22 protein-coding genes are annotated in these 23380 nt (G+C 74.9%); 9 read left to right on the top strand and 13 right to left on the bottom strand.

Annotated elements, in window-relative coordinates:
• Nucleotides 1–62: 62 nt before the first annotated feature.
• Entirely contained in the window at nucleotides 63–1580 is a 1518-nt protein-coding gene (gene glpK, locus F1641_RS07840; RefSeq protein WP_194904216.1) for a glycerol kinase GlpK, read from the top strand.
• A 19-nt stretch (nucleotides 1581–1599) separates the two neighbouring features.
• Here glpK and F1641_RS07835 read toward each other — a convergent pair whose 3' ends face one another.
• The 6 genes from F1641_RS07835 to F1641_RS07810 form a co-directional block, all read right to left on the bottom strand.
• Nucleotides 1600–3087, bottom strand: coding sequence for an FGGY-family carbohydrate kinase (locus F1641_RS07835; RefSeq protein WP_206690760.1), 1488 nt, complete (start codon nucleotides 3085–3087; stop codon nucleotides 1600–1602).
• Between the two features lie 97 nt (nucleotides 3088–3184).
• Complete coding sequence (locus tag F1641_RS07830; RefSeq protein ID WP_194904204.1) at nucleotides 3185–4195, bottom strand: D-ribose ABC transporter substrate-binding protein; 1011 nt, start codon at nucleotides 4193–4195, stop codon at nucleotides 3185–3187.
• A gap of 91 nt (nucleotides 4196–4286) precedes the next feature.
• Nucleotides 4287–5414: an ABC transporter permease gene (locus F1641_RS07825; RefSeq protein ID WP_194904199.1), complete on the bottom strand. Its 1128-nt coding sequence runs from the start codon at nucleotides 5412–5414 to the stop codon at nucleotides 4287–4289.
• A 51-nt stretch (nucleotides 5415–5465) separates the two neighbouring features.
• On the bottom strand, nucleotides 5466–6998 hold the full coding sequence (locus tag F1641_RS07820; protein ID WP_194904196.1) for a sugar ABC transporter ATP-binding protein: 1533 nt from the start codon (nucleotides 6996–6998) through the stop codon (nucleotides 5466–5468).
• Nucleotides 6995–7690, bottom strand: coding sequence for a DUF2291 family protein (locus F1641_RS07815; RefSeq protein WP_194904193.1), 696 nt, complete (start codon nucleotides 7688–7690; stop codon nucleotides 6995–6997). The genes F1641_RS07820 and F1641_RS07815 overlap by 4 nt, the downstream gene beginning before the upstream one ends.
• A gap of 147 nt (nucleotides 7691–7837) precedes the next feature.
• On the bottom strand, nucleotides 7838–8929 hold the full coding sequence (locus tag F1641_RS07810; RefSeq protein ID WP_206690758.1) for a zinc-binding dehydrogenase: 1092 nt from the start codon (nucleotides 8927–8929) through the stop codon (nucleotides 7838–7840).
• Nucleotides 8930–9080: 151 nt separating this feature from the next.
• Here F1641_RS07810 and F1641_RS07805 point away from each other — a divergent pair, with 151 nt between their 5' ends.
• The gene (locus tag F1641_RS07805; protein WP_309225468.1) at nucleotides 9081–10046 is read left to right on the top strand and encodes a sugar-binding domain-containing protein; all 966 of its coding nucleotides are present in this window, start codon (nucleotides 9081–9083) and stop codon (nucleotides 10044–10046) included.
• A gap of 2 nt (nucleotides 10047–10048) precedes the next feature.
• Here the strand turns inward: F1641_RS07805 and F1641_RS07800 are convergent, their stop codons facing one another.
• Together F1641_RS07800 and F1641_RS07795 are read right to left on the bottom strand one after the other, a co-directional pair.
• Nucleotides 10049–10579: a ribose-5-phosphate isomerase gene (locus F1641_RS07800; protein WP_194904189.1), complete on the bottom strand. Its 531-nt coding sequence runs from the start codon at nucleotides 10577–10579 to the stop codon at nucleotides 10049–10051.
• A 31-nt stretch (nucleotides 10580–10610) separates the two neighbouring features.
• Entirely contained in the window at nucleotides 10611–12350 is a 1740-nt protein-coding gene (locus tag F1641_RS07795; protein ID WP_194904188.1) for a dihydroxyacetone kinase family protein, read from the bottom strand.
• 132 nt (nucleotides 12351–12482) lie between these two features.
• On the opposite strand from F1641_RS07795, the gene F1641_RS07790 reads away from it, so the two are divergent.
• From F1641_RS07790 to F1641_RS07770, 5 genes are all read left to right on the top strand, one after another.
• Nucleotides 12483–12956, top strand: coding sequence for an SURF1 family protein (locus F1641_RS07790; protein ID WP_194904186.1), 474 nt, complete (start codon nucleotides 12483–12485; stop codon nucleotides 12954–12956).
• An 82-nt stretch (nucleotides 12957–13038) separates the two neighbouring features.
• On the top strand, nucleotides 13039–13269 hold the full coding sequence (locus F1641_RS07785) for a hypothetical protein (protein WP_194904184.1): 231 nt from the start codon (nucleotides 13039–13041) through the stop codon (nucleotides 13267–13269).
• Nucleotides 13266–13670, top strand: coding sequence for a DUF3817 domain-containing protein (locus F1641_RS07780; protein WP_194904182.1), 405 nt, complete (start codon nucleotides 13266–13268; stop codon nucleotides 13668–13670). Before F1641_RS07785 ends, F1641_RS07780 begins: the two co-directional genes overlap by 4 nt.
• Nucleotides 13667–15289: a glutamine-hydrolyzing GMP synthase gene (gene guaA / locus F1641_RS07775; protein WP_309225467.1), complete on the top strand. Its 1623-nt coding sequence runs from the start codon at nucleotides 13667–13669 to the stop codon at nucleotides 15287–15289. The genes F1641_RS07780 and guaA overlap by 4 nt, the downstream gene beginning before the upstream one ends.
• Nucleotides 15290–15351: 62 nt before the next feature.
• On the top strand, nucleotides 15352–15651 hold the full coding sequence (locus F1641_RS07770) for a hypothetical protein (protein WP_194904978.1): 300 nt from the start codon (nucleotides 15352–15354) through the stop codon (nucleotides 15649–15651).
• A 101-nt stretch (nucleotides 15652–15752) separates the two neighbouring features.
• Here F1641_RS07770 and F1641_RS07765 read toward each other — a convergent pair whose 3' ends face one another.
• The 5 genes from F1641_RS07765 to F1641_RS07745 are packed head-to-tail and all read right to left on the bottom strand — an operon-like array spanning nucleotide 15753 to nucleotide 20116.
• Nucleotides 15753–17141, bottom strand: a complete 1389-nt coding sequence (locus F1641_RS07765; RefSeq protein WP_194904180.1) for an AI-2E family transporter — start codon at nucleotides 17139–17141, stop codon at nucleotides 15753–15755.
• Entirely contained in the window at nucleotides 17138–17641 is a 504-nt protein-coding gene (locus F1641_RS07760) for a gluconokinase (RefSeq protein WP_194904976.1), read from the bottom strand. Before F1641_RS07760 ends, F1641_RS07765 begins: the two co-directional genes overlap by 4 nt.
• Nucleotides 17642–17667: 26 nt before the next feature.
• Nucleotides 17668–18612 carry an aldose 1-epimerase family protein gene (locus F1641_RS07755; protein ID WP_194904177.1) on the bottom strand — a complete coding sequence of 315 codons (945 nt, stop codon included), beginning with the start codon at nucleotides 18610–18612 and terminating at the stop codon, nucleotides 17668–17670.
• Nucleotides 18609–19553, bottom strand: coding sequence for a sugar phosphate nucleotidyltransferase (locus F1641_RS07750; RefSeq protein ID WP_194904175.1), 945 nt, complete (start codon nucleotides 19551–19553; stop codon nucleotides 18609–18611). Before F1641_RS07750 ends, F1641_RS07755 begins: the two co-directional genes overlap by 4 nt.
• Entirely contained in the window at nucleotides 19550–20116 is a 567-nt protein-coding gene (locus F1641_RS07745; protein WP_194904173.1) for an NUDIX hydrolase, read from the bottom strand. Before F1641_RS07745 ends, F1641_RS07750 begins: the two co-directional genes overlap by 4 nt.
• A gap of 161 nt (nucleotides 20117–20277) precedes the next feature.
• Here F1641_RS07745 and F1641_RS07740 point away from each other — a divergent pair, with 161 nt between their 5' ends.
• Both F1641_RS07740 and F1641_RS23040 read left to right on the top strand, forming a co-directional pair.
• Nucleotides 20278–21330, top strand: a complete 1053-nt coding sequence (locus F1641_RS07740; RefSeq protein WP_194904172.1) for a glycerophosphodiester phosphodiesterase family protein — start codon at nucleotides 20278–20280, stop codon at nucleotides 21328–21330.
• Nucleotides 21331–21573: 243 nt separating this feature from the next.
• Nucleotides 21574–23376 carry a bifunctional UDP-sugar hydrolase/5'-nucleotidase gene (locus F1641_RS23040; protein WP_194904171.1) on the top strand — a complete coding sequence of 601 codons (1803 nt, stop codon included), beginning with the start codon at nucleotides 21574–21576 and terminating at the stop codon, nucleotides 23374–23376.
• Nucleotides 23377–23380 lie beyond the last annotated feature (4 nt).

Here is a 23380-nt window from a genome sequence, read left to right as displayed (position 1 = left end):
GCACCACCACCTGCTAGACCACCTGCAACCCACCACCTGCAACGACGCACCGGAGGAACGACGTGGCCAGTGTCATCGCCGCCATCGACCAGGGCACCACCAGCACCCGCTGCATGCTCTTCGACCACGACGGGAAGGTCGTCTCCGTCGGTCAGAAGGAGCACCAGCAGATCTTCCCGAGAGCGGGCTGGGTCGAGCACGACCCCGAGGAGATCTGGTCGAACACCCGCGAGGTCGTCGGGCAGGCCCTGGGCAAGGGCAACGTCAGCGCCGGCGACATCGCCGCCGTCGGCATCACCAACCAGCGCGAGACCGCGGTCGTGTGGGACAGGACCACCGGCAGGCCCGTCTACAACGCGATCGTCTGGCAGGACACCCGCACCGACAGGATCGTGCGCGAGCTGGGCGAGCTCGGCGGGGGAGCGGAGCGCTACAAGGACAGGGTCGGCCTGCCGCTGGCCACCTACTTCGCCGGGCCCAAGGTGAAGTGGATCCTCGACAACGTCGACGGCGCCCGCGAGAAGGCCGAGTCGGGTGACCTGGTCATGGGCACCATCGAGACCTGGCTGATCTGGAACATGACCGGCGGCGTCGACGGCGGCCTCCACATCACCGACGTCTCCAACGCCTCCCGCACGATGCTCATGGACTACCGCACCCTGAGCTGGGACGAGGACATCGCCGCCGAGATGGGCATCCCCACCTCGATGCTGCCGCGGATCGTGTCCAACTCGGAGGTGTACGGCAAGGCGCGCGCGCAGGGGCTGCTGGCCGGGGTGCCGATCGCGGGGTCCCTGGGCGACCAGCAGGCCGCGACCTTCGGGCAGGTCTGCTTCACCAAGGGCATGGCCAAGAACACCTACGGCACCGGCAACTTCATGCTGCTCAACACCGGTGAGGAGGCCGTGCCGTCGAAGAACGGCCTGCTCACCACGCTCTGCTACCAGATCGGCGACCGGAAGCCGGTGTACGCGCTGGAGGGCTCCATCGCGGTCACCGGCTCGCTGGTGCAGTGGGTGCGCGACAACCTGCGCCTGATCGGCGGGGCCGCGGAGATCGAGGCGGTGGCGAGGTCGGTCGACGACAACGGCGGCGCCTACTTCGTGCCGGCGTTCTCGGGGCTGTTCGCCCCGCACTGGCGCTCCGACGCCCGCGGCGCCATCGTCGGGCTGACCCGCTACGTCAACCGCGGGCACCTGGCCCGCGCGGTGCTGGAGGCCACGGCCTACCAGACCCGCGAGGTGCTGGAGGCGATGAACGCCGACTCCGGCGTCGACCTCACCGAGCTCCGCGTGGACGGCGGGATGATCGCCAACGAGCTGCTGATGCAGTTCCAGGCCGACGTGCTGGGCGTGCCGGTGGTCCGCCCGAAGATCGCCGAGACGACGGCGCTGGGCGCGGCGTACGCGGCGGGCCTGGCCGTGGGCTTCTGGGCCGACGAGGACGAGCTGACCGCGCAGTGGGCCGAGGACAAGAGGTGGGAGCCCTCGATGGATCGCGCGGTGGCGGACCGGTACTACCGCAAGTGGGGCAAGGCCGTGCAGCGCACCCTGGACTGGGTCGACGAGGACGACGACTGACGGGGCCCCGCGAGGGGGCTCAGCCGCTCGTGGCCAGCCGGTGCACCGCGTCCCGGCTGGCCACCTGCAGATCGGCGTAGACCTCGGTCAGCTCCCGGTAGCGCTCGACGTTCGCCGGCACCGGCTCCACCGTCCGCTCGGGGTGGGACCAGTCCGTCCCGGGTGGTACCAGGCCCGCTCCCGTGGCTGCGAGCAGCGCGCCGCCGTAGCAGGCGCCCACGGTCTCCCGGGGCACGTGCTGCACCAGCCCGGTCACGTCGCTGACCACCTGCAGCCACAGCTGGCTCCGGGTGCCGCCGCCCACGGCCACGAGGCGTCCAGGAGGACCCCCGACCTCGCTGACGGCGTCGAGCACCTGGTCGATCGCCAGGGCGGTCCCCTCGTAGGCGGCGCGCACGAGGTGGCCCCGTCCGTGGCGCAGCGTCAGACCGGCGAGCACCCCGCGGGCCTGCGGGTCGTACAGGGGCGTGCGCTCCCCGGCGAAGTGCGGCAGCACCAGCAGGCCCTCCGCCCCGGGGGGCACCGCTGCCGCTTCCGAGAGGAGCTCCGGCCAGGGCGCCCGGCCGGTCAGGTCCCGCACCCACTCCGTGAGGGCACCCGCCGTCGCCGTCCCCCCGGACAGCGTGTACTGACCGGGGTCCGTGCCGCTCGTGGCCCAGACGCCGGGCCCGGAGCGCAGGCCGTCGACGACCTGCAGCACGAAGGCCGTCGAGCCGTACATGAGCATCGTGTCACCGGGGGAGCGCACCCCGGCGCTGTGCGCCTCGGCCCAGGCGTCGACCGTCCCGGCCACGACGGGCGTCCCGGGTGCCAGCCCGGTGGCAGCGGCAGCGGCGGCGGTGACGGTGCCCACCACCTCGGCGGGCCAGGCCAGGCGCGGCAGGGGCAGCCCCGGGGCCACCTCGTGCGCCCAGTCGCGGGCCCAGTCGCGAGCCGGCAGGTCGTAGAGGGGGTCGCACTGGCTGGCGGTGGCGTGGTCCTGGACGTGCTCACCGGTGAGCTGCTCGACCACCCAGCTGCTCGAGCCGTGCCAGCGGGCGGCGCGGGCGTAGAGCTCCGGCTCCTCGTCGCGGACCCAAGCCAGCTTGGGGCCGACGGCCTGGCTGCTGAGCGCCTTGCCGCAGCGCGCCAGCAGGGCCTCCGGTCCGTACCGGAGCGTCAGCCGCTCGATCTGGGACTGCGCCCGGGTGTCGATGCCGTACAGCACCGCGGGGCGCAAGGGCCTGCCGGCGGCGTCGACCACCACGAGGCAGGGACCGACGCCGCTGACGGCCACGGCGGCGACCCTCGGCGCGCCGACTCCCGCTGCCGACCCCACCAGCTCCCGGCACAGCGAGACGACCTCGCTCCACCAGACCGCCTCGGCGTCGACCTCGGCCCAGCCGGGGCGGGGGAGGCTGACGCGGTGGTCCCGCTGGGCGCGGGCGACGACGGCGCCGTCCGGCGTGGTCAGGACCGCTTTCGACGAGGAGGTGCCGAGGTCGACGCCCAGCACCACCTCGTCCACGTCCGGGACGGTACATCGTGGGTACCAGGACGCCGCGGGGCCGGTGGTCCGCCTCCAGGGAGGGGGACCACCGGCCCCGCAGTGCCTCAGGCGGAGGTCACTGCGACATCGTGAAGGGCGCCGTGTACTGGTCGACGTTGTCCTTGGTGATGAGGATGCAGTCGAAGGCCTGCTTCTCCTCGCTGACACCGGTCTCACCGGTCTTCAGGAAGGTGTCGGCCTGCTTGACCGCCTCCTGGGAGAAGGTCACCACCGGCTGGAGCACGGTGTACGACAGCGTGCCGGCCTTGATGGCGTCGACCGCGTCGGGGGAGCCGTCGAAGCCGCCGATCGCCTTCATCTGCACGATCTGCCCGGACTCCTGCAGCGCCGCGATCGCCCCGAGCGCCATCTCGTCGTTGCCGGAGATCACGGCGTTGATGCCGGGGTTGCCCTGCAGCATCGCCTGCATCTTGTCGTGGCCCTCGGTGCGGTCCCAGTTGGCGACCTGCTCGGCGACCTCCTTCAGACCCGGGTACTGCGACAGGACGGTCTGGTAGCCGTTGGAGCGCGTCGCGGCGTTGTTGTCGCTGGGCGCGCCCAGCAGCTCGGCGTACTGGCCGTCCTGGCCCACCAGCTGCGCCCACTGCTGGGCCCCGAGAGCTGCGCCCTGGGCGTTGTTGGAGACCAGCTGGGCCTTGGCGATGCCGGTCTGGTTGATCTCGGCGTTGATGAGGAAGACCGGGATGCCGGCGGCGTCGGCCTTCTGCACGGCGCCCACGGAGCCGTCGGCGTTCGCGGGGTCGAGCAGCAGCGCCTTCGAGCCGTTCGAGATGGCGGTGTCGACGAGCTGGCTCTCGGTGTTCGTGTCACCGCGGTGGGCGGCCACGGTGGCCGTGTAGCCGAGCTCCTCGGCGGCGGCCTTGGCGGAGTCGCCCTCCGCGGCCCAGTACGGGTTCGAGGGGTCGTTCACGATGATCGTGATGAGCCCGCCGGCGGCGGCGCTCCCACCACCGGAGCCCCCGGCGCTCGCCGAGGTGCCCGGGTCGCTCGCGCCGCCACCGCAGGCGGTGAGGGCGAGGGCGAGGGCGCCGCTGCTGGCGAGGGCGAGCACGGACCTGCGCTTCATGGTGTTCCTTCCGAGGGGCGCCGACGTCACCGGCGGCGCTGAGCGGGTGGGGCCGGGGGGAGAGCTGTCGAGCGGTGGTGCGGTGGTGGTCTCAGACGGAGGCGGTGGTGGGCGACCTCGGAGGGGCGGGAGGAGCGGGCTGCGCCCCCGGAGCGCCACCGCCGCCGGCGCTCCGCGCCGACGCACGGCGACCGCCGCGGTACTGGACCGAGTTCAGGAGCACGGCCGCGACGATGACGGCGCCGGTGAAGACGGTCTGCCAGTAGACGGAGACGCCGACGATCACGAGCCCGTCGGACAGGAAGCCGATGACGAAGGCGCCGAGCAGCGTGCCGCGCACGGTCCCGCGACCGCCCGAGAGGGCGGCGCCCCCGATGACGACGGCCGCGATGGCGGTGAGCTCGTACGTCGTGCCCGCCGTGGGCCCCGCGGAGGTGAGCTGGGAGGTCAGGATGAGCCCGGCGATCGCGGCCGTGACGCCGGAGACCACGTAGACCCAGATCTTGACGCGCTTGACGGGCACCCCCGACAGCTCCGCGGCGCGCTCGTTGCCGCCGGAGGCGTACAGCCAGCGGCCGAAGACCGAGCGGTTCAGCACCCCGGACAGGGCGACGGCCACGGCGACCATCACCAGCACGCCGATCGGCACGGTCGCGATGCGGTTGAAGCCGAGCCAGGCGAAGCCGGTGTTGCCGAGGGCCTGGTCACCGCCGAACGAGTTGTAGGTCAGGCCGTTGGTCATGAGGCTGGCGAGGCCGCGGACGGCGTAGAGGGTGCCGAGCGTCGCCACGAACGGCGCGACGCCGAACCGCGCGACGAGCACGCCGTTCACCAGGCCGATCAGCGCCCCGACCCCGATGGCTGCCAGGGCCACGACCCACACCGGTGGGAAGAGGGTCGAGGCGATCCCGAAGGGCGACAGGTCCACGCCCTGCATGAGGAAGCCGGCGACCATGCCCGCCATCCCCAGCGTGGACCCCACCGACAGGTCGATGCCGCCGTTGAGGATGACCAGCAGCATGCCCATCGCCAGCAGCGCGTAGATCGCCACGTGGGAAGCCATGACCAGGACGTTGGAGACGGTGGGGTACGCGTTCGGCGCGAGCGCGGAGAAGATCACGAAGATCGCGACGAGCGCCAGGAAGGCGCGGCCCTCGAGCAGCAGCGCACCGAGGTCGGTGCGCCTGCGGGCCGGGGCGGTGGTGGTGGACGAGCTCATGGGGGTCCTTCCTCGACGGCGAGGGGAGGCGGGGCGCGACGGCGCCGGCGCTCAGTGGGTGGCGGCCTCGCCGGAGGCGGCCATGATCTGGTCCTTGCGGACGTCGGGGCCGAACTCCGCAGCGATGCGCCCGCGGGACAGCACGACGATCCGGTGGGCGATCGCGAAGCACTCGTTGAGCTCCGAGGTCGAGTACACGACCGCCAGCCCCTCGCGCGCCTTCTCCGCCAGCAGTCGGAACACCTCGCCCTTGGCGCCGATGTCGATGCCGCGGCTCGGCTCGTCCAAAAGGACGACGTCGGGGTGGGTGGCGAGGACCTTGCCGATGACGACCTTCTGCTGGTTGCCACCGGACAGCGAGCCGATCGGCGCTCCACCGCCGGACGTCTTCACCCGCACGCTGCGGATGCCCTCCTCGACCACGGCGCGCTCCCCGCGGCGGGAGACGACGGCGCCGCGGACGAAGGAGCGCAGCGAGGCGAGCGAGAGGTTCTGCCCGACGCTCATGGTCTGCACCAGGCCGTCGCGCTGGCGGTCCTCGGGCACCAGGCCCAGGCCGCGCTCGATGCGCCGGGCGATGCTGAGGCCGGCGACGTCCTCGCCCTTGAGCAGCACCCGCCCGCCGGTGGTGGGCACCCGTCCCGCGAGGGCCTCGAGGAGCTCGGTGCGCCCGGCGCCCATGAGCCCGTAGAGGCAGACGACCTCCCCGGCCCGGACCGTGAGGGAGACGCGGTCGACGACGGAGCGCTCAGGGTTCTCCACGTCGGGCACGCTCAGCTCGTGCACCTCGAGGGCCGGGGTGGTGAGCTCGTACCCGGTCGGCGGGGAGCCCAGGTCGTAGGAGTCACCGACCATCTGCTGCACGACCCACTCGAGGTCGATCTGCGACCGGTGGGCCGCTGCCGTGATGGCCCCGTCGCGCAGGACGACCGCGTAGTCGGTGATCTCGAGGGCCTCCTCGAGGTGGTGGGAGATGTAGACGATGGACACGCCGCTCGCGGTGAGGTCGCGCACCACGCCGAAGAGCACCTCGACCTCGGAGGCCGACAGCGCGGACGTCGGCTCGTCCATGATGAGGATGCGGGAGTCCACGAGCAGGGCCCGTGCGATCTCCACCAGCTGCTGCTGCCCGACGCGCAGGTCGGCCACCGGCGTCGCGGGGTCGATCGCCTGCCCCAGACCGGCCAGCACCTCCCGCGCCTGGCGGGTCTCTTCGGCGAAGTCGACCCCCAGCGGGCCGCGCAGCTCGCGGCCCATGAAGAGGTTGTCGCGCACGCTGAGGTTCGGCGCGAGGCTGAGCTCCTGGTGGATGATCGAGATGCCGCGCTCGCGGGCGTCGACGGTGCTGGTGATGTCCACCGGCTCGCCGTCCAGCACGATCTGGCCCGACGTCGGCTGGGTGACCCCGGACAGGATCTTCATCAGCGTCGACTTGCCCGCGCCGTTCTCGCCGAACAGCGTCGTCACCCGGCCGCGGTGGACGTCGAAGGCGACGCCCTTGAGCGCGCGCGTGGCGCCGTACGTCTTCACGACGTCGCGCGCCTGCAGCACGACCTCGTCGGCGACGGGCGCCGCGGCCGTCACGGCTGCACCTCGAGGGAGACGGGCGTCACGCTCCAGCTCTGGGGGTTGATCAGCGTGACCACCCCGACCGCGGTGATCGTGCGCCCCGTCAGGTCCTGTCCGGCGTAGGGGGCGAGGACCTGCGCCTTCAGCTGGTCGTTGAGGGCGGCGCCGGCGTCCTGGTACTGGATCTGGTTCTCGAAGTCGTTGAGCGAGACGTCGCCCGTGACGTCGCGCAGGTCCGTGCCGTTGACCGCCGGGCCCAGCTGCACGTGCACGAGGAAGCCCTCCGGGACGCCGGGGACCGTGACCACCGGCAGGCCGGTCTGGTCCGGAGCGCCGACGGTCCCGGTGAGGCTGACCGGGACGACGGCTCCGATGCCGCTGCTGCTGGCGACGCCGTACTGCGTGGCCGCCTGGGGGTCCGCCTGCAGGGCGGTGGCGAGCTCGGCGGCGGGGACCGCCTTCTCGGTGGCGTAGGCCTGCACCTCGCCGAAGCGCTCCTCGCCGTAGGCCGCGGCGTCGAAGGCCGCGGGTCCGACGAGCAGCTCGGAGTCGTTCGGCACGACCTTCGTGCTCAGGGCGGCAGCGGCCAGGACCACGAGCACGGCAGCGGTGACGACCAGGCGCCCGCGAGAGCGCGGGGCGGTCGGGCGGCGGCGCGGGGCTGCGGGCGCGGCCGGGGATGTCGCCGGCGGTGTGGCGGTGCTCATGGCGCGGCCTCCTCGGGATCTGCTCGGGATGGGTTCGGTGCTGGTGGGGCTCGCTGCGGGCGGCCGGGGCGGAGCGGGGCAGGGCGGGGCCGTCGTCCGGCCGAGCGGCCGGACGACGGGTCTGCAGGCGGTGTGCGCCAGCGCCGGTCAGCCGGTGAAGGAGGAGTCCGGGACGAGGGAGACCTTGACCGAGGACGCACCGCTGGCGACGAGGTCCAGGCCCTCTTGGAAGCGCGACAGCGGCAGCTGGTGGGTGCAGATGCGGTCCAGGGGCAGGGCGCCGGACTCGATCATCTGGACGGCCTTCGGCCAGGTGTGGGGGCCGAGGTGCGCGCCGCGGACGTCGAGCTCCTTGTCGTCGCTGATGATCGACCAGTCGACGCTGGCCTCGGAGCCGAAGACGCCGTACTCGACGTACGTGCCGAGCTTGCGCAGGAGCGTGAGGCCCTGCTTCACCGCCGCGGGGTGGCCGGTGCCCTCGAGGTACACGTCGGCACCGAAGCCGTCGGTGAGGTCGCGCACGGCGGCGTAGATGTCGTCGCTGGTGATGTCGAGGACGACGTCGGCCCCGGCTGCCCGGGCCAGCTCGAGCTTGCTGGCGATGGCGTCCAGGGCCACGACCTTCGCGGCGCCCTTGGCCTTGGCCCCGGCGATCATCCCCAGGCCGATCGGTCCGCAGCCGGCGACGACGACGACGTCCTCGAACTGGATGTCGGCGCGCTCCACGGCGTGCAGCGCGCACGAGAGCGGCTCGGCGAAGGCCGCGTGCGCGGGGGGCAGGTCCTTGGAGATCTTGTGGACCAGGGCCTTGGGCGGGAAGGCGATGAACTCGGCCATGCCGCCGTCGTAGGTCTTGAAGCCGTACATGTCGTGGGTGGCGCACATGTGGTAGGCGCCGCGCAGGCAGTAGCGGCAGTCCCAGTCGGGGACGATCTGCTCGCTGACCACGCGGTCGCCCACCGCGACGCCCCAGCGGGCCGCTGCCTCGGCGGAGATCTCCACGACCTCCCCGACCAGCTCGTGACCGGGGATGCGGCCCTTCTCGGCCCAGGCGGGGCGGTGCTCGTCACCCCAGAACTTGGCGGCCCCGTGGTAGCACTTGAGGTCGGAGGCGCAGATGCCCACGGCCTCGACGCGCACCAGGGCGCCGCCCTCGGGCAGGGCCGGCACGGGCACCTGCTCCAGGCGGTAGTCCTCAGGGCCGTGGCAGACGACCGCCTGCATGGTTCCTGTCGCCATCACGACCTCCTCGTCGTCCGGGGCGGCGTCCTCGCTGCCCTCTCGACGAGGACCCTAGGTCCGTCGTGCACGGATGTCCAGCACGCCTGTGCACCTGTTCATCACGATCTGGTCTCCCGTTCACGGCGACGGCGTGCCAGGATCGTCAGCTGTGAGCGCTGGGGCGACGGAGGGCGCGGGCCGGAGCCCCGACCACCTCCTCTACAGCGTCGCCGTGGAGTACTACCTCCAGGAGGCGACCCAGGCCGAGATCGCCCAGCGGCTGCGCACCAGCCGCGCCACCGTCAGCCGGCTGCTGGCCGAGGCGCGGCGCCGGGGCATCGTCTCGATCGAGGTGCGCCACCCCGACGCCGGACCCGACCGCGACCTCGCCGCCGCTGTGGCCGACGCCCTCGGGCTGCACGAGGTGCACCTCTACCCCGACGTCCCCGCCGACTCGCCGCACGGCGTCCTGTCGGGCGCCCTGTCGCGCCCCCTGGCCGCGGTCCTGGAGGGCGCCCGCCTCGCCGCGGGAGACGTGCTCCTGGTCTCCAGCGGGCGCATGGTCTACGCGGCGGCCCACGCGGAGCTGCCCCAGCTGCCGGGCGTGCTCGTGGCGCCCACGGTGGGCGGTCAGCTCGAGCCGGAGCCCTGGTACCAGACCAACGAGATCATCCGGGCCTTCGCGGCCTCGGTGGGCGGCAACCCCGCCTTCCTGTACGCGCCCGCCCTGCCCGGTGCGGCGCTGCGCGAGGGCCTCCTGGACGACCCTGGCATCCGCCGGGTCGTCGACACCTGGGGCACGGCCAAGGCCGCCGTGATGGGCATCGGCGCCCCTCCTCAGCAGCGGGTGTCGCTGCCCCACTTCGTGCCCGCGCAGAGCGCCGCGCTCGACCGCGCCGTCGGAGACATCTGCTCCCGCTTCTACGACCGGGAGGGGGTCGCGGTGGAGTTCCCCGGCAGCGAGCGCCTCATCGCGACCCCGCTCGAGCTGCTCCAGCGCATCCCGGTGACCGTCGCCGTGGCCAGCGGGCCGGAGAAGGTCGGCGGCATCCTCGCGGGAGCGCGTGCGGGCTACTTCAACCGGCTGGTGACGGACACCAGCACCGCAGCGCAGCTGGTGTCCGCCACCTCCTGACGTCAGGCGCGGTCGGCGTCCGCGGCCTCTCGCTCGGCGTCCTCGAGCGACTGCTGCGCGTCGGCGCCGTCGGCGCCGGCCTCGTACTCGCCGATGGCGGCGACCTTGGCGGCCGAGGCGCTCGAGGTGTCGAAGGTGTAGCCCAGCCACTCGCGCGCCAGGCGCCGCGCCAGCTCGACGCCCACGACGCGCTGGCCGAAGCACAGCACCTGGGCGTCGTTGCTGAGCACGGAGCGCTCCACCGAGAAGCTGTCGTGGGCGGTCACCGCCCGGATGCCCGGCACCTTGTTGGCGGAGATCGCCACGCCGAGGCCCGTCCCGCACACCAGCAGGGCGCGGTCGGCCTTCCCGTCCCGGATGAGGCGGGCCGCCGCGACGGCGACGTGCGGGTAGTCCGTGCCGCCCGCCGCGTCGACGCCGACGTCGGTGACGTCAGCAACGCGCTCGTCGCCCTGGAGGTCCTTCTTCAGGACCTCCTTGTAGTCGTACCCGGCGTCGTCGCTGCCGACGACGATCCTCAGCTGCTGGCTCACGTGCCCGTCCTCCCTGGGTCTGTCGGGTGCTTCAGCGGTCGGCGAGGACGCCGGCCACCACCTGGGCGACCATCCCGAGGCTGGTGGCCCCGGCGTCCGGTGTGCCCTTGCTGCGCTCGGCGAGGGGGCGGGCCCGCCCCACCTTGGGCAGCAGGTCCTTCGTGGCCGCGGCGGCCTCGACGGCGCGGTCGGCCGCGGGGCGCCACGCCTCGCGCAGCGGGAGCCCGGCGCCGGTGCCCTCGTCGAGGGCGTCGCAGAACGGGCCCAGGGCGTCGAGCATGGTCTTGTCCCCGGGCTTCGCGCCGCCGAGCCGCATGAGGTGCTCGTACCCGGCGCGCACGCCCGCAGCCACAGCCCCGGCGGCGGGCGCGCCGTCGTCACCGACGCGGGTGGCCAGCGCTCCGAGGAACTCGCCCCACAGGACGCCGGAGGTGCCGCCGGCCCGGGCGGCCCACTCGTCACCTGCGGCCCGCAGCACGGTGCCGGTGCCCGCCCCGCCGTCCGCGGCGGTCCGGGCGGCCTGCGCCGCGGCGGCGGAGCCCCGGACCATCCCGCGCCCGTGGTCGCCGTCGCCGGCGACGGCGTCGATGCGGCCCAGCTCGTCCTCGGCCTCCGCCATCCGGGTGGCCACCGCCTCCAGAGCTGCCGCCACCAGCGCACCGCCCTCGCGGGCGCCTCGGTCGGCCGGACCGCTGGACAGTGGCGGGGCGGCGGCCCGCTCGGCGGCCTCGTCGTCGCTGCGCTCGGCACCGCCCTCGACCGCCGCGGGGCGGCCCTTGCGGTACGCGGGCGTGTCGGCCGGAGCGCCCCACAGGCGCTCCAGCTCGTCGTCGAGCCAGGTCAGCGTGAGTGAGCACCCGGCCATGTCGAGGCTGGTCACCAGCTCGCCGACCTCGGGCTGCACGACCTCCAGGCCCCGCTCGCGCAGCAGTGCGGCGACGTCCTTCCAGACGACGAAGAGCTCCTCGTACTTCGTGTTCCCCAGGCCGTTCAGCAGGGCCGTGACCCGGGCGCCCTCCACCGGGAGACCCTCGGGGGCACCGCCGAGGACGCCCTCGACCAGGACCCGGGCCAGCTCGGCCGCCGTCGGCATGTCGACCTCGTCGATGCCCGCCTCGCCGTGGATGCCCAGCCCGACGCTCATCCGCCCCTCGGGCACCGTGAAGAGGGACCCGTCGGCCCCCGGCAGGGTGCAGCCGCTGAAGGCGACGCCGAGGGTGCGGGTGCGCTCGTTGGTCTTGAGGGCGACCCGCTCGACGCCGTCGAGGTCCATGCCCTCCTCCGCGGCGGCGCTGGCGCACTTGAACACCGGGACGTCGCCGGCGATGCCGCGCCGCCTGCCGTCGGCGCCCTTGCCCTCGCTGGCGACGTCGTCCGTGACGGCGACGTAGCGGGCGGGGATCCCCTCCGCCTCCAGCCGTCCGACGGCGAGCGTGAAGTTCAGCACGTCACCGGCGTAGTTGCCGGTGGTCAGGAGCACTCCGCCCCCTCCGGAGGCGGCGCGGCCCACAGCGGCGGCCTCGGCGGCCGACGGCGAGGTGAAGACGTTGCCCATCACGGCTCCGTCGGCGTACCCCGGGCCGACGATCCCGGCGAACGCCGGGTAGTGCCCCGACCCCCCGCCGACGACGACGGCCACCTTGCCCTCGCGGGTGCGGTGCCGGCGGACGACGCCACCGGGGACGTCGACCACGTACGAGGAGAAGGCGTCGAGGAACCCCGCCTTGGAGTCCTCCGCGAACGCTGACGGGTCGTTGAACAGGCGGGTCATCGTCGTCCTCACATGTCCGGGCTTCGGTGGCCGTGCAGGTGCACAAGGTTGCGGAACAGGTGTGCACACCCACTCTAGGGTGCGGGGAGCCGCCGGACCAGGCCGCCTCCGCGCGCGACGTACCCTCGAGGGGTGCTGCGCACGGCCCTGCGACCCGCCAACCTCGGGCTGCTCGCGGTGATGCTCGCCGCCGCCGTGCTGTTCTCCGTGCTGGGGGAGTGGCAGCTCGGGCGCTCCGAGGAGCACGCCCGGGTCTCGCCCACCGAGCAGGTCGTGGCCCTCGGCGAGGTGCTCCAGCCGGCGTCCGACTTCACCGGCCACGCCGACCACCAGCGCGTCGACGTCACCGGCACCTGGGCCGACCTGCCGCTCGAGCAGGTGGCCGACCGGCCCCTGGACGGCCGTGACGGCTCCTGGGTGGTCGCCGCCCTGAGGGTCGACGGCACCGGCGCCCTCCTGCCCGTCCTCCTCGGGCAGCTGCCCTCCGGGGAGGAGCTGCCCGCGGCGCCGTCCGGGACGGCCGACCTGAGGGGGCGCCTGATGGTCTCCGAGGAGCCCCAGGGCATCGCGCCCGACGGCGAGCTGGCGGTGCTTCAGCTCCGGTGACCTCGTCAACGCGTGGCCCGGCCAGCTGTACACCGGCTACCTCGTCGCCGACGCCGGGTCGCTCGCCGCACCGGGGGCGCTGGTGCCCGTGCCGAGCGAGGCGCCGACGCCGCGGCTGGACCCGCAGAACCTCTCCTACGCCTTCCAGTGGTGGCTCTTCGCCGTCTTCGCCCTCGTGCTGTGGGTCAAGATCGTCCGCGACCGGCACCACGACGAGCTCGCCGACGCGGCCTGGGAGGATGAGCAGGTGCCCGACGCCCTGACCCCGGCCCCCGAGGCCCCCTCGTCACCAGTGCAGGGGGTGCGCCGATGAGCTCGACCCGCCCCGCGCGCCCCGCGCCCCGGGTCCACCGCGACCCCGGCGCCTCGCTGACCCGCTACCGCGTGATGGCCCTGGCCACCGGCGTCATGCTCCTGCTGCTCTGCGTCGAGCTGCTCTACAAGTACGTGTACCTGGGCCACGGCTTCCTCGACCAGCGCACGACCCCGCTCGACTTCATCGCCTACGTGCACGGCTGGGTCTACTTCGTGTACCTGATCGCCGTGGCCGACCTGTGGAGCAAGCTGCGCTGGCCGATGGGCCGCCTGCTCGTGCTGGTGCTGTGCGGCGTCGTGCCCCTCCTGTCGTTCTGGGCCGAGCGCCGCGTCGTCGCCGACGTCCGCGCCGGCCGCAGCGGTCCGTCCGTCCCCGCGTCACCCGGAGCCCCCTCGTGAGCCAGCACCCGCCCGTCCCGCCCGCCGAGGTGGCCGCCGAGCAGCGCCACCGCCCGGTGCTCGTCATCGACTACGGCGCGCAGTACGCCCAGCTCATCGCCCGCCGCGTGCGCGAGGCCGACGCCTACTCCGAGGTGGTGCCCAGCACCGCCTCCGTCGCCGAGATCCTCGCGAAGGACCCGGCCGCGGTGATCCTCTCCGGCGGCCCCAGCTCGGTGTACGCCGACGGCGCGCCCCAGGTCGACCCGGCCCTGTTCGACGCCGGCGTGCCCGTGCTGGGCATCTGCTACGGCTTCCAGGCGATGGCCTCGGCCCTCGGCGGCACCGTCGCGCAGACCGGTCTGCGCGAGTACGGCGGCACCGCCCTGCAGGCCCGTCCCGAGGGCAGCACCCTGCTCGACGGGCAGCCCGCCGAGCAGGACGTGTGGATGTCCCACGGCGACTCCGTGAAGGCCGCACCGGAGGGCTTCACGGTCACCGCGCGCAGCGCCGGCGCCGACGTGGCCGCTTTCGAGGACGACGAGCGCCGCCTCTACGGCGTGCAGTGGCACCCCGAGGTGGCCCACTCCACCCACGGCCAGCGGGTGCTCGAGAACTTCCTGCGCCGCGGCGCGGGGCTCGCCGGCGACTGGACCGCCGGCAGCATCATCGAGGAGCAGGTCGAACTCGTCAGGGCCCAGGTGGGCACCGGCCGCGTCATCTGCGGCCTGTCCGGCGGCGTCGACTCCGCCGTGGCCGCCGCCCTGGTGCAGAAGGCCGTCGGAGACCAGCTCACCTGCGTCTTCGTCGACCACGGGCTGCTGCGCGCCGGCGAGGCCGAGCAGGTCGAGCGCGACTTCGTGGCCGCCACCGGCGTGAACCTCGTCGTCTGGGACGCCACCGAGGCCTTCCTCACCGCGCTCGCGGGCGTCACCGAGCCCGAGGCCAAGCGCAAGGCGATCGGCCGCGAGTTCATCCGCGCCTTCGAGGCTGCCTCGCGCCAGGTCGTGGAGCAGGCGCAGGCCTCCTCCGACGGCGACGGCGGCGAGGTGCGCTTCCTCGTGCAGGGCACCCTCTACCCCGACGTGGTGGAGTCCGGCGGCGGCCAGGGCGCGGCGACCATCAAGAGCCACCACAACGTGGGCGGCCTGCCCGACGACCTGCAGTTCGAGCTGGTCGAGCCGCTGCGCGCCCTGTTCAAGGACGAGGTCCGCGCCGTCGGCGCCGAGCTGGGCCTGCCGGCCGAGATCGTCGGCCGCCAGCCCTTCCCGGGCCCGGGCCTGGGCATCCGCATCATCGGCGAGGTGACGCAGGAGCGCCTGGACGTGCTCCGCGCCGCCGACCTCATCGCCCGCGAGGAGCTCAGCGCCGCGGGGCTCGACGGCGAGATCTGGCAGTGCCCCGTGGTGCTCCTCGCCGACGTCCGCTCCGTGGGCGTGCAGGGCGACGGCCGCACCTACGGCCACCCCGTCGTGCTGCGCCCCGTGAGCAGCGAGGACGCCATGACGGCCGACTGGACCCGCCTGCCGTACGACGTGCTCGCGCGCATCTCGACGCGCATCACCAACGAGGTCGCCGAGGTCAACCGCGTCGTCCTCGACGTCACCAGCAAGCCGCCGGGCACCATCGAGTGGGAGTGACCTCCGTGACCTCGTCGAGCGGGTCGAGCGACCTGCACCGCACGCTGCTCCGCCCGTCCGTCGTGGCCGCCGTCGGGCTGGTCGGCGGCTTCGCCGTGGCCCGCGCCACGAAGCGCGAGGTCGGCGGCGGCCTGTTCGGCCTCGCCGGCACCTGGTGCGGGCGCCAGTGGGCCCGCACCACCGGCCCGGTGGGCGCCGCCGTGCTCGGCGCGCTCTACACCGCGGCCATGGGGGGCTCGCACCCGCTGGCCAGGAAGATCGGCCCCTGGCCGTCGGTGCTCGTGGTGACCGCCGGCGTCGCGGCCGCCAGCGAGGCCGCCGAGGCCTGGGGCCGATGCCGGGGCCTCCCGAAGGGCGACTGAGCCCCGGTCTCCGCCCCGAGCCCCCACCCCCGGCCACCGCCCCCAGCCAGCGGGGAGCGCGTGCGCCGGGGCGGGGCGCCGGGCGTCGGCGCGTCTGGGCGTCAGTCCCGGGGCGCGTCGCCGCGGGGCGGCTGGGGAGCGGTCTCGCGAGCCGGGGTGCGCGCGGCGCCGGGGGTCTCGTCGGCCCGGTCGGCGCGCGGCTCCGCGGGGGTGCCCGCCGGACGCTCCGCCGGGTGCGTGGCGGGGTGGTCCGCGGGGTGCTGCGCCTCGACGTCGTCCTGCGCGGGGGCGCCGGTGTCGTCGGGGTGCTGGTGGCGCCCGAGCAGGCGGGCCACCCGCTCGCGCCGGGGCGGCCTGCGCACCGGGACGCCTCCCGGGCTGCCCGCCACGAGGGGGAGCAGCCAGCGGTTGCGCGGGTCGGCGTCGACCACCACCGCCCGGGTGAGCAGGCTCAGCGGCACGGCGAGCAGCGCGCCCAGGCCGCCGAGCACGAAGCCCCAGAACACCACCGACAGGAACGTCAGCGACGCCGACAGGCCGACGGCGTCACCCACGATCTTGGGCTGGATGAGCCCCTGGATGACGACGTTGATGACCGTGTAGACGATGACGACGAGCAGGGCGTTCTCGGGCCCGTTGGCCAGGAGCGCCAGCAGCGCGGGCGGGGCCACGCCGAGCAGGAAGCCGATGTTCGCGACGTAGTTGGTGACGAACGAGACCAGGCCCCACAGCAGGGCCAGGGGCACGTCGAGGTAGGCCAGCGCGATGACGTCGAGCACCGCCACGATGGCGCCGAACACCGTGGACACGACCAGGTAGCGCTGGGTGCCGGACGCGAAGGTCCGCAGCGCCTCGACCGCGTCGGAGTGCGCGCTCGAGGCCAGCTGCAGCAGGCGCGGGAAGGCCGCGGCGTCGAGGGCGAGGAAGAAGAGCAGCAGCAGGATGAAGGTGAAGTCGGTCAGGCCCGACGTCAGCCCGGCCACGAGGGTCTGCGCGTAGCCCAGCAGCTGGTACGGGTCGGCGCTGTTGACCATCTGGATCAGCTGGGTCTGGTCGACGCCGACCCGCGTGAGCAGCTGGAGGGTGGAGTCGCGCAGGTCGTACAGCTGGGAGGTGTACTGGGGGAGGGTGGTGGCCAGCTCGACCACCGCCCACGCCAGCGAGGCCGCGAGCCCCGCCACGATGAGGTAGACCACCACGAGGTTGGCCGTCACACCGGCGCCCGTCGCGAGCCACGCCGGCACCCAGCGGCGCTGCCCGAGCCGCTGGATGCTCGCCCCCAGCGGGTGCACGACGATGATCAGCACGAGCGCCAGGAACGCCGGCCCGAGGCTGCCGGACAGCGCCTTCAGACCGGCGACGACGACGACCGCCGCGGCCAGGCCCAGGAGCAGCCGCAGGCTGCGCGACCCCGCGGCCGGGTCCGGCGGTGCGGCGACCGCGCCCGCCTCCTCGCCGCCCGCGGTGCTCGTCGGGCTGGCGGCGCTCACCTCGGGTCCGCGGACGCGGTCTCGAGGCCGAGCGCGCGGACGGCGGCGCGGGCGCACTCCTGCGCCGGCAGCTCGATGGACACGACGACGCCGTCCTCGTCGGGCTCGAGCCGCTCGAGGGTCTCCAGCTGGGAGCCGAGCAGGGAGCTCGGCATGAAGTGGCCGGTGCGCCCGCCGATGCGCTGGGCCAGCAGCTCGGCCGGCCCGTCGAGGTGGACGAACCGCACCCGGGCCCGCGAGCCGCGCAGCAGGTCGCGGTAGGAGCGCTTCAGCGCCGAGCAGGTGACGACGGCGTCCTCGCCGGCGTCGGCGCGCTCGCTGGCCCAGTCGCGCAGCGCGCCCAGCCAGGGCCAGCGGTCGGAGTCGGTGAGCGGCGTGCCGCTCTCCATCTTCTCGATGTTGGCCCGGGGGTGGAACTCGTCGGCCTCGGCGAAGGTCCAGCCCAGGTCACCGGCGAGCATCCGGGCGACGGTCGTCTTGCCGCTGCCGGAGACGCCCATCACCACCAGCAGCTGGGGCGCGGCGGTCACGCCGAGGCCACGGGGGAGATGCGCCACCACGTGCGGGTGGTCTCGCCCGGCTCCAGCACGCGCAGGTCGGTGCCGCTGCGCAGGGCGTCGGGCGGGCAGGTCATCGGCTCGACGGCGAGGCCGGCGCGGTCGTCGGCCGGCTCGGGGCGGTCGGCGGTGTGCACCTGCACCCACGGGCAGTCGGTCGGGTCCCAGTGCATCGCGACGCCGCGGCCGTCGGCGGCGAGCACCACGGCCGTCCCGGCGCCCACCGAGGTGTAGGCGTCGTCGACGGCGCGGCCGCGCAGGGGGGCGCCGCCGCGGAAGTCCAGGTCGGTGCCGTCGACGGGCCGGGTGGTGCCGGCGGCGTCGGGCAGGAGGCGCTCGGGGTCGACGGCGAGGGTCGCGGCGGCGTCGAGGGAGAAGGTCCAGTCGTCGACGCGGCCGCCCTGGGCCACGAGGTAGGGGTGCACGGAGGTGCCGTAGGGGGCCGCCTCCGCGCCGTCGTTGCGCGCCTCGAGCTCCCAGGTGAGGCCGGCGTCGGGGCCCTCCTCCACGAGGCGGTAGGTCACCGCCAGCGACAGCAGCCCCGGGTAGCCGGCCTGCGGCCAGACCCGGGTGGTGAGGGTGACCGAGTCGGCGGAGCGCTCGGCCAGGTCCCACGGCTGCCACACGACGAGGCCGTGGAGCGCGCAGCCGCGGTCGGGCTCGGTGAGGGCGAGCTGCTGCTCGGCGCCGCGCCAGGACCACCGGCCGTCGCCGGTGCGGTTGGGCCAGGGGGCGAGCACCGCCCCGCGGTAGTGGCGGCGGGGCTCGGCGACGTCGAAGGGCACGACGAGGTCGCGGCCGTCGACCGTGAGCGACCTCAGGCCGCCGCCCACCTCGGTGACCACCGCGCGCAGCGATCCCGCGGTGATCTCGTGCTGCTCACCGGAGGCCGGGACGGCGCTGGAGGAGGTCATGCCTGCAGGTTAGGGCGTCCTCGCCGGGCGGCCAGCGGGCCAGCGGCCGAGGAGGCGCCGGACGCGTCGACGGTGACCGGTGAGGCGGCCGTGCCGGCCCGGACCACCTCGACCAGGTGCTCGTGCGCCTCGACCACCGCGCCGGACCAGACGACGCAGCGCTCCACCCGGCCCTCGACGACGGCGCCGGGCGACACGGCGCTCCCGCCGCCGGTCGCGGCGAGGTTGGCGCGCAGGTAGTCGGCGGGGGTGCCGCAGTCGACGGACCCGCCGGGCTCCACCACGGCCAGGTCGAGCGCGCCCGCGGCGTCGAGGCCGCGCCAGAGCACCTCGTACAGGCCCGACGGCACCGGCTCCAGCGGCGCCACGAGGCCGGCGGGGAGGAGGCACGAGCCGAGGTAGCGGACGCCCGTGCCGTCAGCGGTGCGGAAGTCGGCCCGCGCGCCCGCCGCCGCGGGCTCGCACAGGAGGCGGCACCGCTCGCCGTCCCAGCCCGCCAGCAGCGCTGCGGTGGCGGCGCTGCCGTCGCGGACCCACACGTCGGCGTTGGTCACGAGCACCGACCGCCCCGCGAGCCAGCCGCGCAGGGCCCCGAGGGCCCCCGCGGTGCCCAGCGCCTCGGCGGTGCCGTCGGGGGAGTCCTCCCGCGACAGGTGGGCACGGGACCCCACCGCGGCCGCGACCCGGTCCGCCTGCGCGTGGGCGTTGACCGCCAGGTGCTCGGGGCCGGCGCCGACGGCTCCCGCCAGGCGCGCGAGGGCCCCGTCGAGCAGCGGGACGCCGCCCACGGGGACCAGCGCCTTGGGGAGCAGGTCGGTGAGGGGGCGCAGCCGCGAGCCGGAGCCCGCCGCGAGGACGACCCCGGCGAGCCCGGTGGTCGGCCCGGTGGTCGTCCGGGTGGTCGTCCGGGTGGTCGTCCGGGTGGTCGGTCCGGTGGTCACGGGGTGCGGGGCAGGAGCCGCCCGCCGCGCGCGCCGCCGTCCAGCGCCGCGGCCACGCCGGCGAGGATCGAGCGCGTCGGTCCGTCGGCGTCGGCGAGCACCTCGTGGGGCGCGAGCCACGCCGCGGCCCGGGCCTCGCCGCCCGGCACCACCTCGGGGCGCTCGTCGACCTCGACGCGGAAGACGACGTCGACCCGCCGGGGCCCGGGCTCCACGAGCACCGTCAGCGGCGGACCCACCCGCACCTCCAGGCCGGTCTCCTCGCGGACCTCGCGCTCCACCCCGGCCGCGGCCCCCTCGCCCCGGTCGAGCAGCCCGCCCGGCAGCGACCACCCGGTGCGGTGCGGCTGGCGCAGCACGAGCACGGAGCCGCGGTGGTCGAGCACGCAGACGGCCCCGACGGTGTAGGCGGGCGTGCCGGCCCTCACCAGGGCGCGCCGCAGCGGCGCGGGCGCCGACCGGAAGGCGGTCAGGGCCGCGGTCTCGGCGCTGCGGCGCAGGGAGGGGGGCAGGTGCCCCAGGAGCGACCCCAGGGGCCCGGAGCTGTGCTCGGCGGCGACCACCCCGAGAGCCTAGGGGCCGGTGCCCGCCTTGCCTCAGCACGGGGCCCCGACCGCCGATGGAGATCACGAAGGGGTCTGCAACGCGACGGTCGTCACTTCTGCACCGTCTGTTCACCCGTTGTCCGGCGCACTGCCAGGTCCGGAGAGGAGAGTGGTCCTTCGTGAGCAGTGTCAGACCGCTCGTCCAGGTGCCGGCCGTGATCGGTCACCGTGGAGCCAGCGGCTACCGCCCGGAGAACACCCTCGCCGCCTACGAGCTGGCCGCGCGCCTCGGCGCCGACCGCATCGAACCCGACCTCGTGCCCACGCGCGACGGAGCCCTGGTGCTCCGCCACGAGAGCGAGATCACCCACTCCACCGACGTGGCCACCCGGCCGGACCTCGCCTCGCGGCGCACCTCGCGCCTGGTCGAGGGGAAGGTCGTCACCGGCTGGTTCACCGAGGACCTCGACCTGGCCGAGCTGCGCTCCCTGCGCGCCGTCGAGCCGCGCCCGGGCCTGCGCCCCGGCACCACGGTCTACGACGGGCTCTACCAGGTGCCCACCTTCGCCGAGCTGCTCGAGCTCGCCGCGTCGCTGCGCGCCGAGCTGGGGCGGCACATCGTCGTCACGGCCGAGGTGAAGGACCCCGAGCGCTACGCCGCCGACGGGTTCGACGTCGCCGCGATGGTGCTGGCCGAGCTCGACCGGCTGGGCCTGGACGCCGCCGACGCGCCCGTGGCCCTGCAGTGCTTCCAGCCGGGCTTCCTGCGCCGCGTCCGCGCCGAGGGCACCCGCGTCCCGCTGGTGCAGCTGGTCGAGGGCGACGACGCCGGCCGCGCCGCCTGCACCCCCTGGGGCCTGCGCGAGGTCTCCACCTACGCCCAGGTGCTGGCCCCCGCCAAGGACATGGTGCTGCCGGTCGGGTCCGACGGGTCCCTCGGCCCGGCCACCCCGCTGGTCGAGGACGCCCACCGCGCCGGGCTGGCCGTCCACGTCTGGACCCTGCGCAACGAGAACGCGTTCCTGCCGCCCGCGCTGCGGGTGGTCGGCTCCGACGCCGCCCCGGGCCGCGCCCTCGCCGAGCACCTGGCGTTCCTCGAGGCCGGGGTCGACGGGATCTTCACCGACCACCCCGACACGGGCCTGGAAGCGCGTCGCCTCTGGTCGACCGGGCAGCTCGTGCCCGGCGCCCGCCGCGGCGGCAGCCCCGCCGCCACCCGCCTCGCCGGCTGACCCCTCCCGCCCCCTCCGGAACCGCAGCCGAGCGCCTGGCTGCGGTTCGGGGGGGTGTCGGAGTCGCAGTCGAGCGCCTGGTTGCGGTTCGGCGGGGTGCTGGAGTCGCAGTCGAGCGCCTGGTTGCGGTTCCGGGGGGTGCTGGAGTCGCAGTCGAGCGCCTGGTTGCGGTTCCCGGAGCCGTCACGTCCCGGTCACCGCGCCGCCTTCCCGCGTGTCCGGGATGTCCGTAGTGTCCAGTTCGTGCCCCTCTCGCGACGCACCTCCACCGCCTCGGCGCTCGCCGCCGCCGTCCTGGTCCTCGGCCCGTCCGCGGCCGCCGCGCAGGCGGGGTCGCCGGTCCCCGTGGTCCCGGTCGCGCCGCAGCAGCCGGCGCCGCTGCCGGCCGACGGCGGCGTGCGGCTGACCCTGCTGCACGCCAACGACCTCGAGTCCGCGCTGCTCCCCGAGACCGACGGGGCCGGCGCCGAGCAGGCCGGTGCCGCCAGGTTCGCCGCGCTGGTCGAGCGCCAGCGCGCCGCCGCGCAGGCGGGCGGCCCGGTGCTCGCCCTGGCGGGGGGCGACCTGTTCCTGCCCGGCCCGCAGCTCGACGCCAGCCGCCTGGACGGCACCGGGGAGCTCTACGACGCGCTCGCGTTCGACGCCGCCGGCTTCGACGCCAGCGCCATCGGCAACCACGACCTCGACCTCACCCCCGACTTCCTCGCCGACTACCTCGACGCCGTCAGCGAGGAGACCCCCTTCGTCGCCGCCAACCTCGACCTGTCCGGTGAGCCCCGCCTGCAGGTGGAGGTCGAGGACGGCACCGTCGTCGCCTCCACCGTGGTGGAGTCGGCGGGGGGGCGCTTCGGCGTCATCGGGCTCACCACCCCGGAGCTGCCCGAGCTCACCAGCCTCGGCGAGGTGCGGGTCGACCCCGCCCTCGCGGAGGTCGCCAACGCGCAGGCGGCGGCGCTGGAGGCCGCAGGGGTCTCGAAGGTCGTGCTGGTCTCGCACCTGCAGGACGTCGACAACGAAGTGGCGCTCGTGCCGCAGCTGCGCGGGGTCGACGTCGTCGTCGCCGCGGGCGGCGGGGAGGTCATGGCCTCGCCCGGCGACGCGCTGCTGCCCGGCGACGCGGTGAGCACCGACGCCGCGGGCGCGCCCCTGTCCTACCCGACGGTGGTCGGCGCCGCCGACGGCGCGCGGGTGCCCGTGGTCACCACGAGCGGGCTCTACCGCTACGTCGGCCAGCTGGTCGTCGACTTCGACGCCGAGGGCCGGCTCGTGGCCGTCGACGACGTCGCCAGCCGCCCGTTGCCCGTGACGTCGACCGGGCCGGACGCCGTGGCGCCGGACCCCGACGTCGTCGCCGAGGTCGAGGAGCCCGTGGCCGCCTACGTCGACGGCCTGGCCTCCCAGGTGGTGGCCCGCACCGAGGTGCCGCTGGACGGACGCCGCGACGCCGTGCGCTCGCGGGAGACGGGGCTGGGCTCGCTCGTGGCCGACTCGCTGCTCGCGGCCGGTCGCGCCGGGGCCGAGGAGGCCGGGGTGGCCCCGCCGGTGGTGGCGCTGCAGAACGGCGGCGGGCTCCGCAACGACTCGGTGCTGCCCGCCGGGGACGTGTCAGCGCTCGACACCTACGACGTGACGCCGTTCGCCAACTTCGTGGCGGTGGCCCCCGAGCTGCCGGTGGAGGCGTTCGTGGCCGCCGTCGACCACGGCGCGGGCGCGGGAGAGGGCTCGTTCGCGCAGGTGGCGGGCTTCTCGTACACCGCCGACCCGGACGCGCCGGCGGGCTCGCGGGTGCAGTCCCTGACCCTGGCCGACGGCACGCCCGTGGTGGTCGGCGGGCAGCGGGTGCTCGACGGGACCATCTCGGTGGCGTCGATCGACTTCCTGCTGCGCGGCAGCGACGGCTACGACGCCCTCGACGGCGCGGCGTTCGAGGTGCTGCCGACCACCCAGCAGCAGGCGCTGCAGACCTTCCTGGCCGACGACCTCGGCGGGACGGTGACGGCGGCGCAGTACCCGGAGGCGGGCACCGGCCGCATCACGCAGGTCTGACCCC

Origin of the sequence: Quadrisphaera sp. INWT6 (assembly GCF_015390235.1) — a bacterium.
Classification (GTDB): Bacteria; Actinomycetota; Actinomycetes; order Actinomycetales; family Quadrisphaeraceae; genus Quadrisphaera.
Note: the sequence above shows the minus strand (reverse complement) of the source record. Positions and strands in the feature narration are given on the sequence as shown.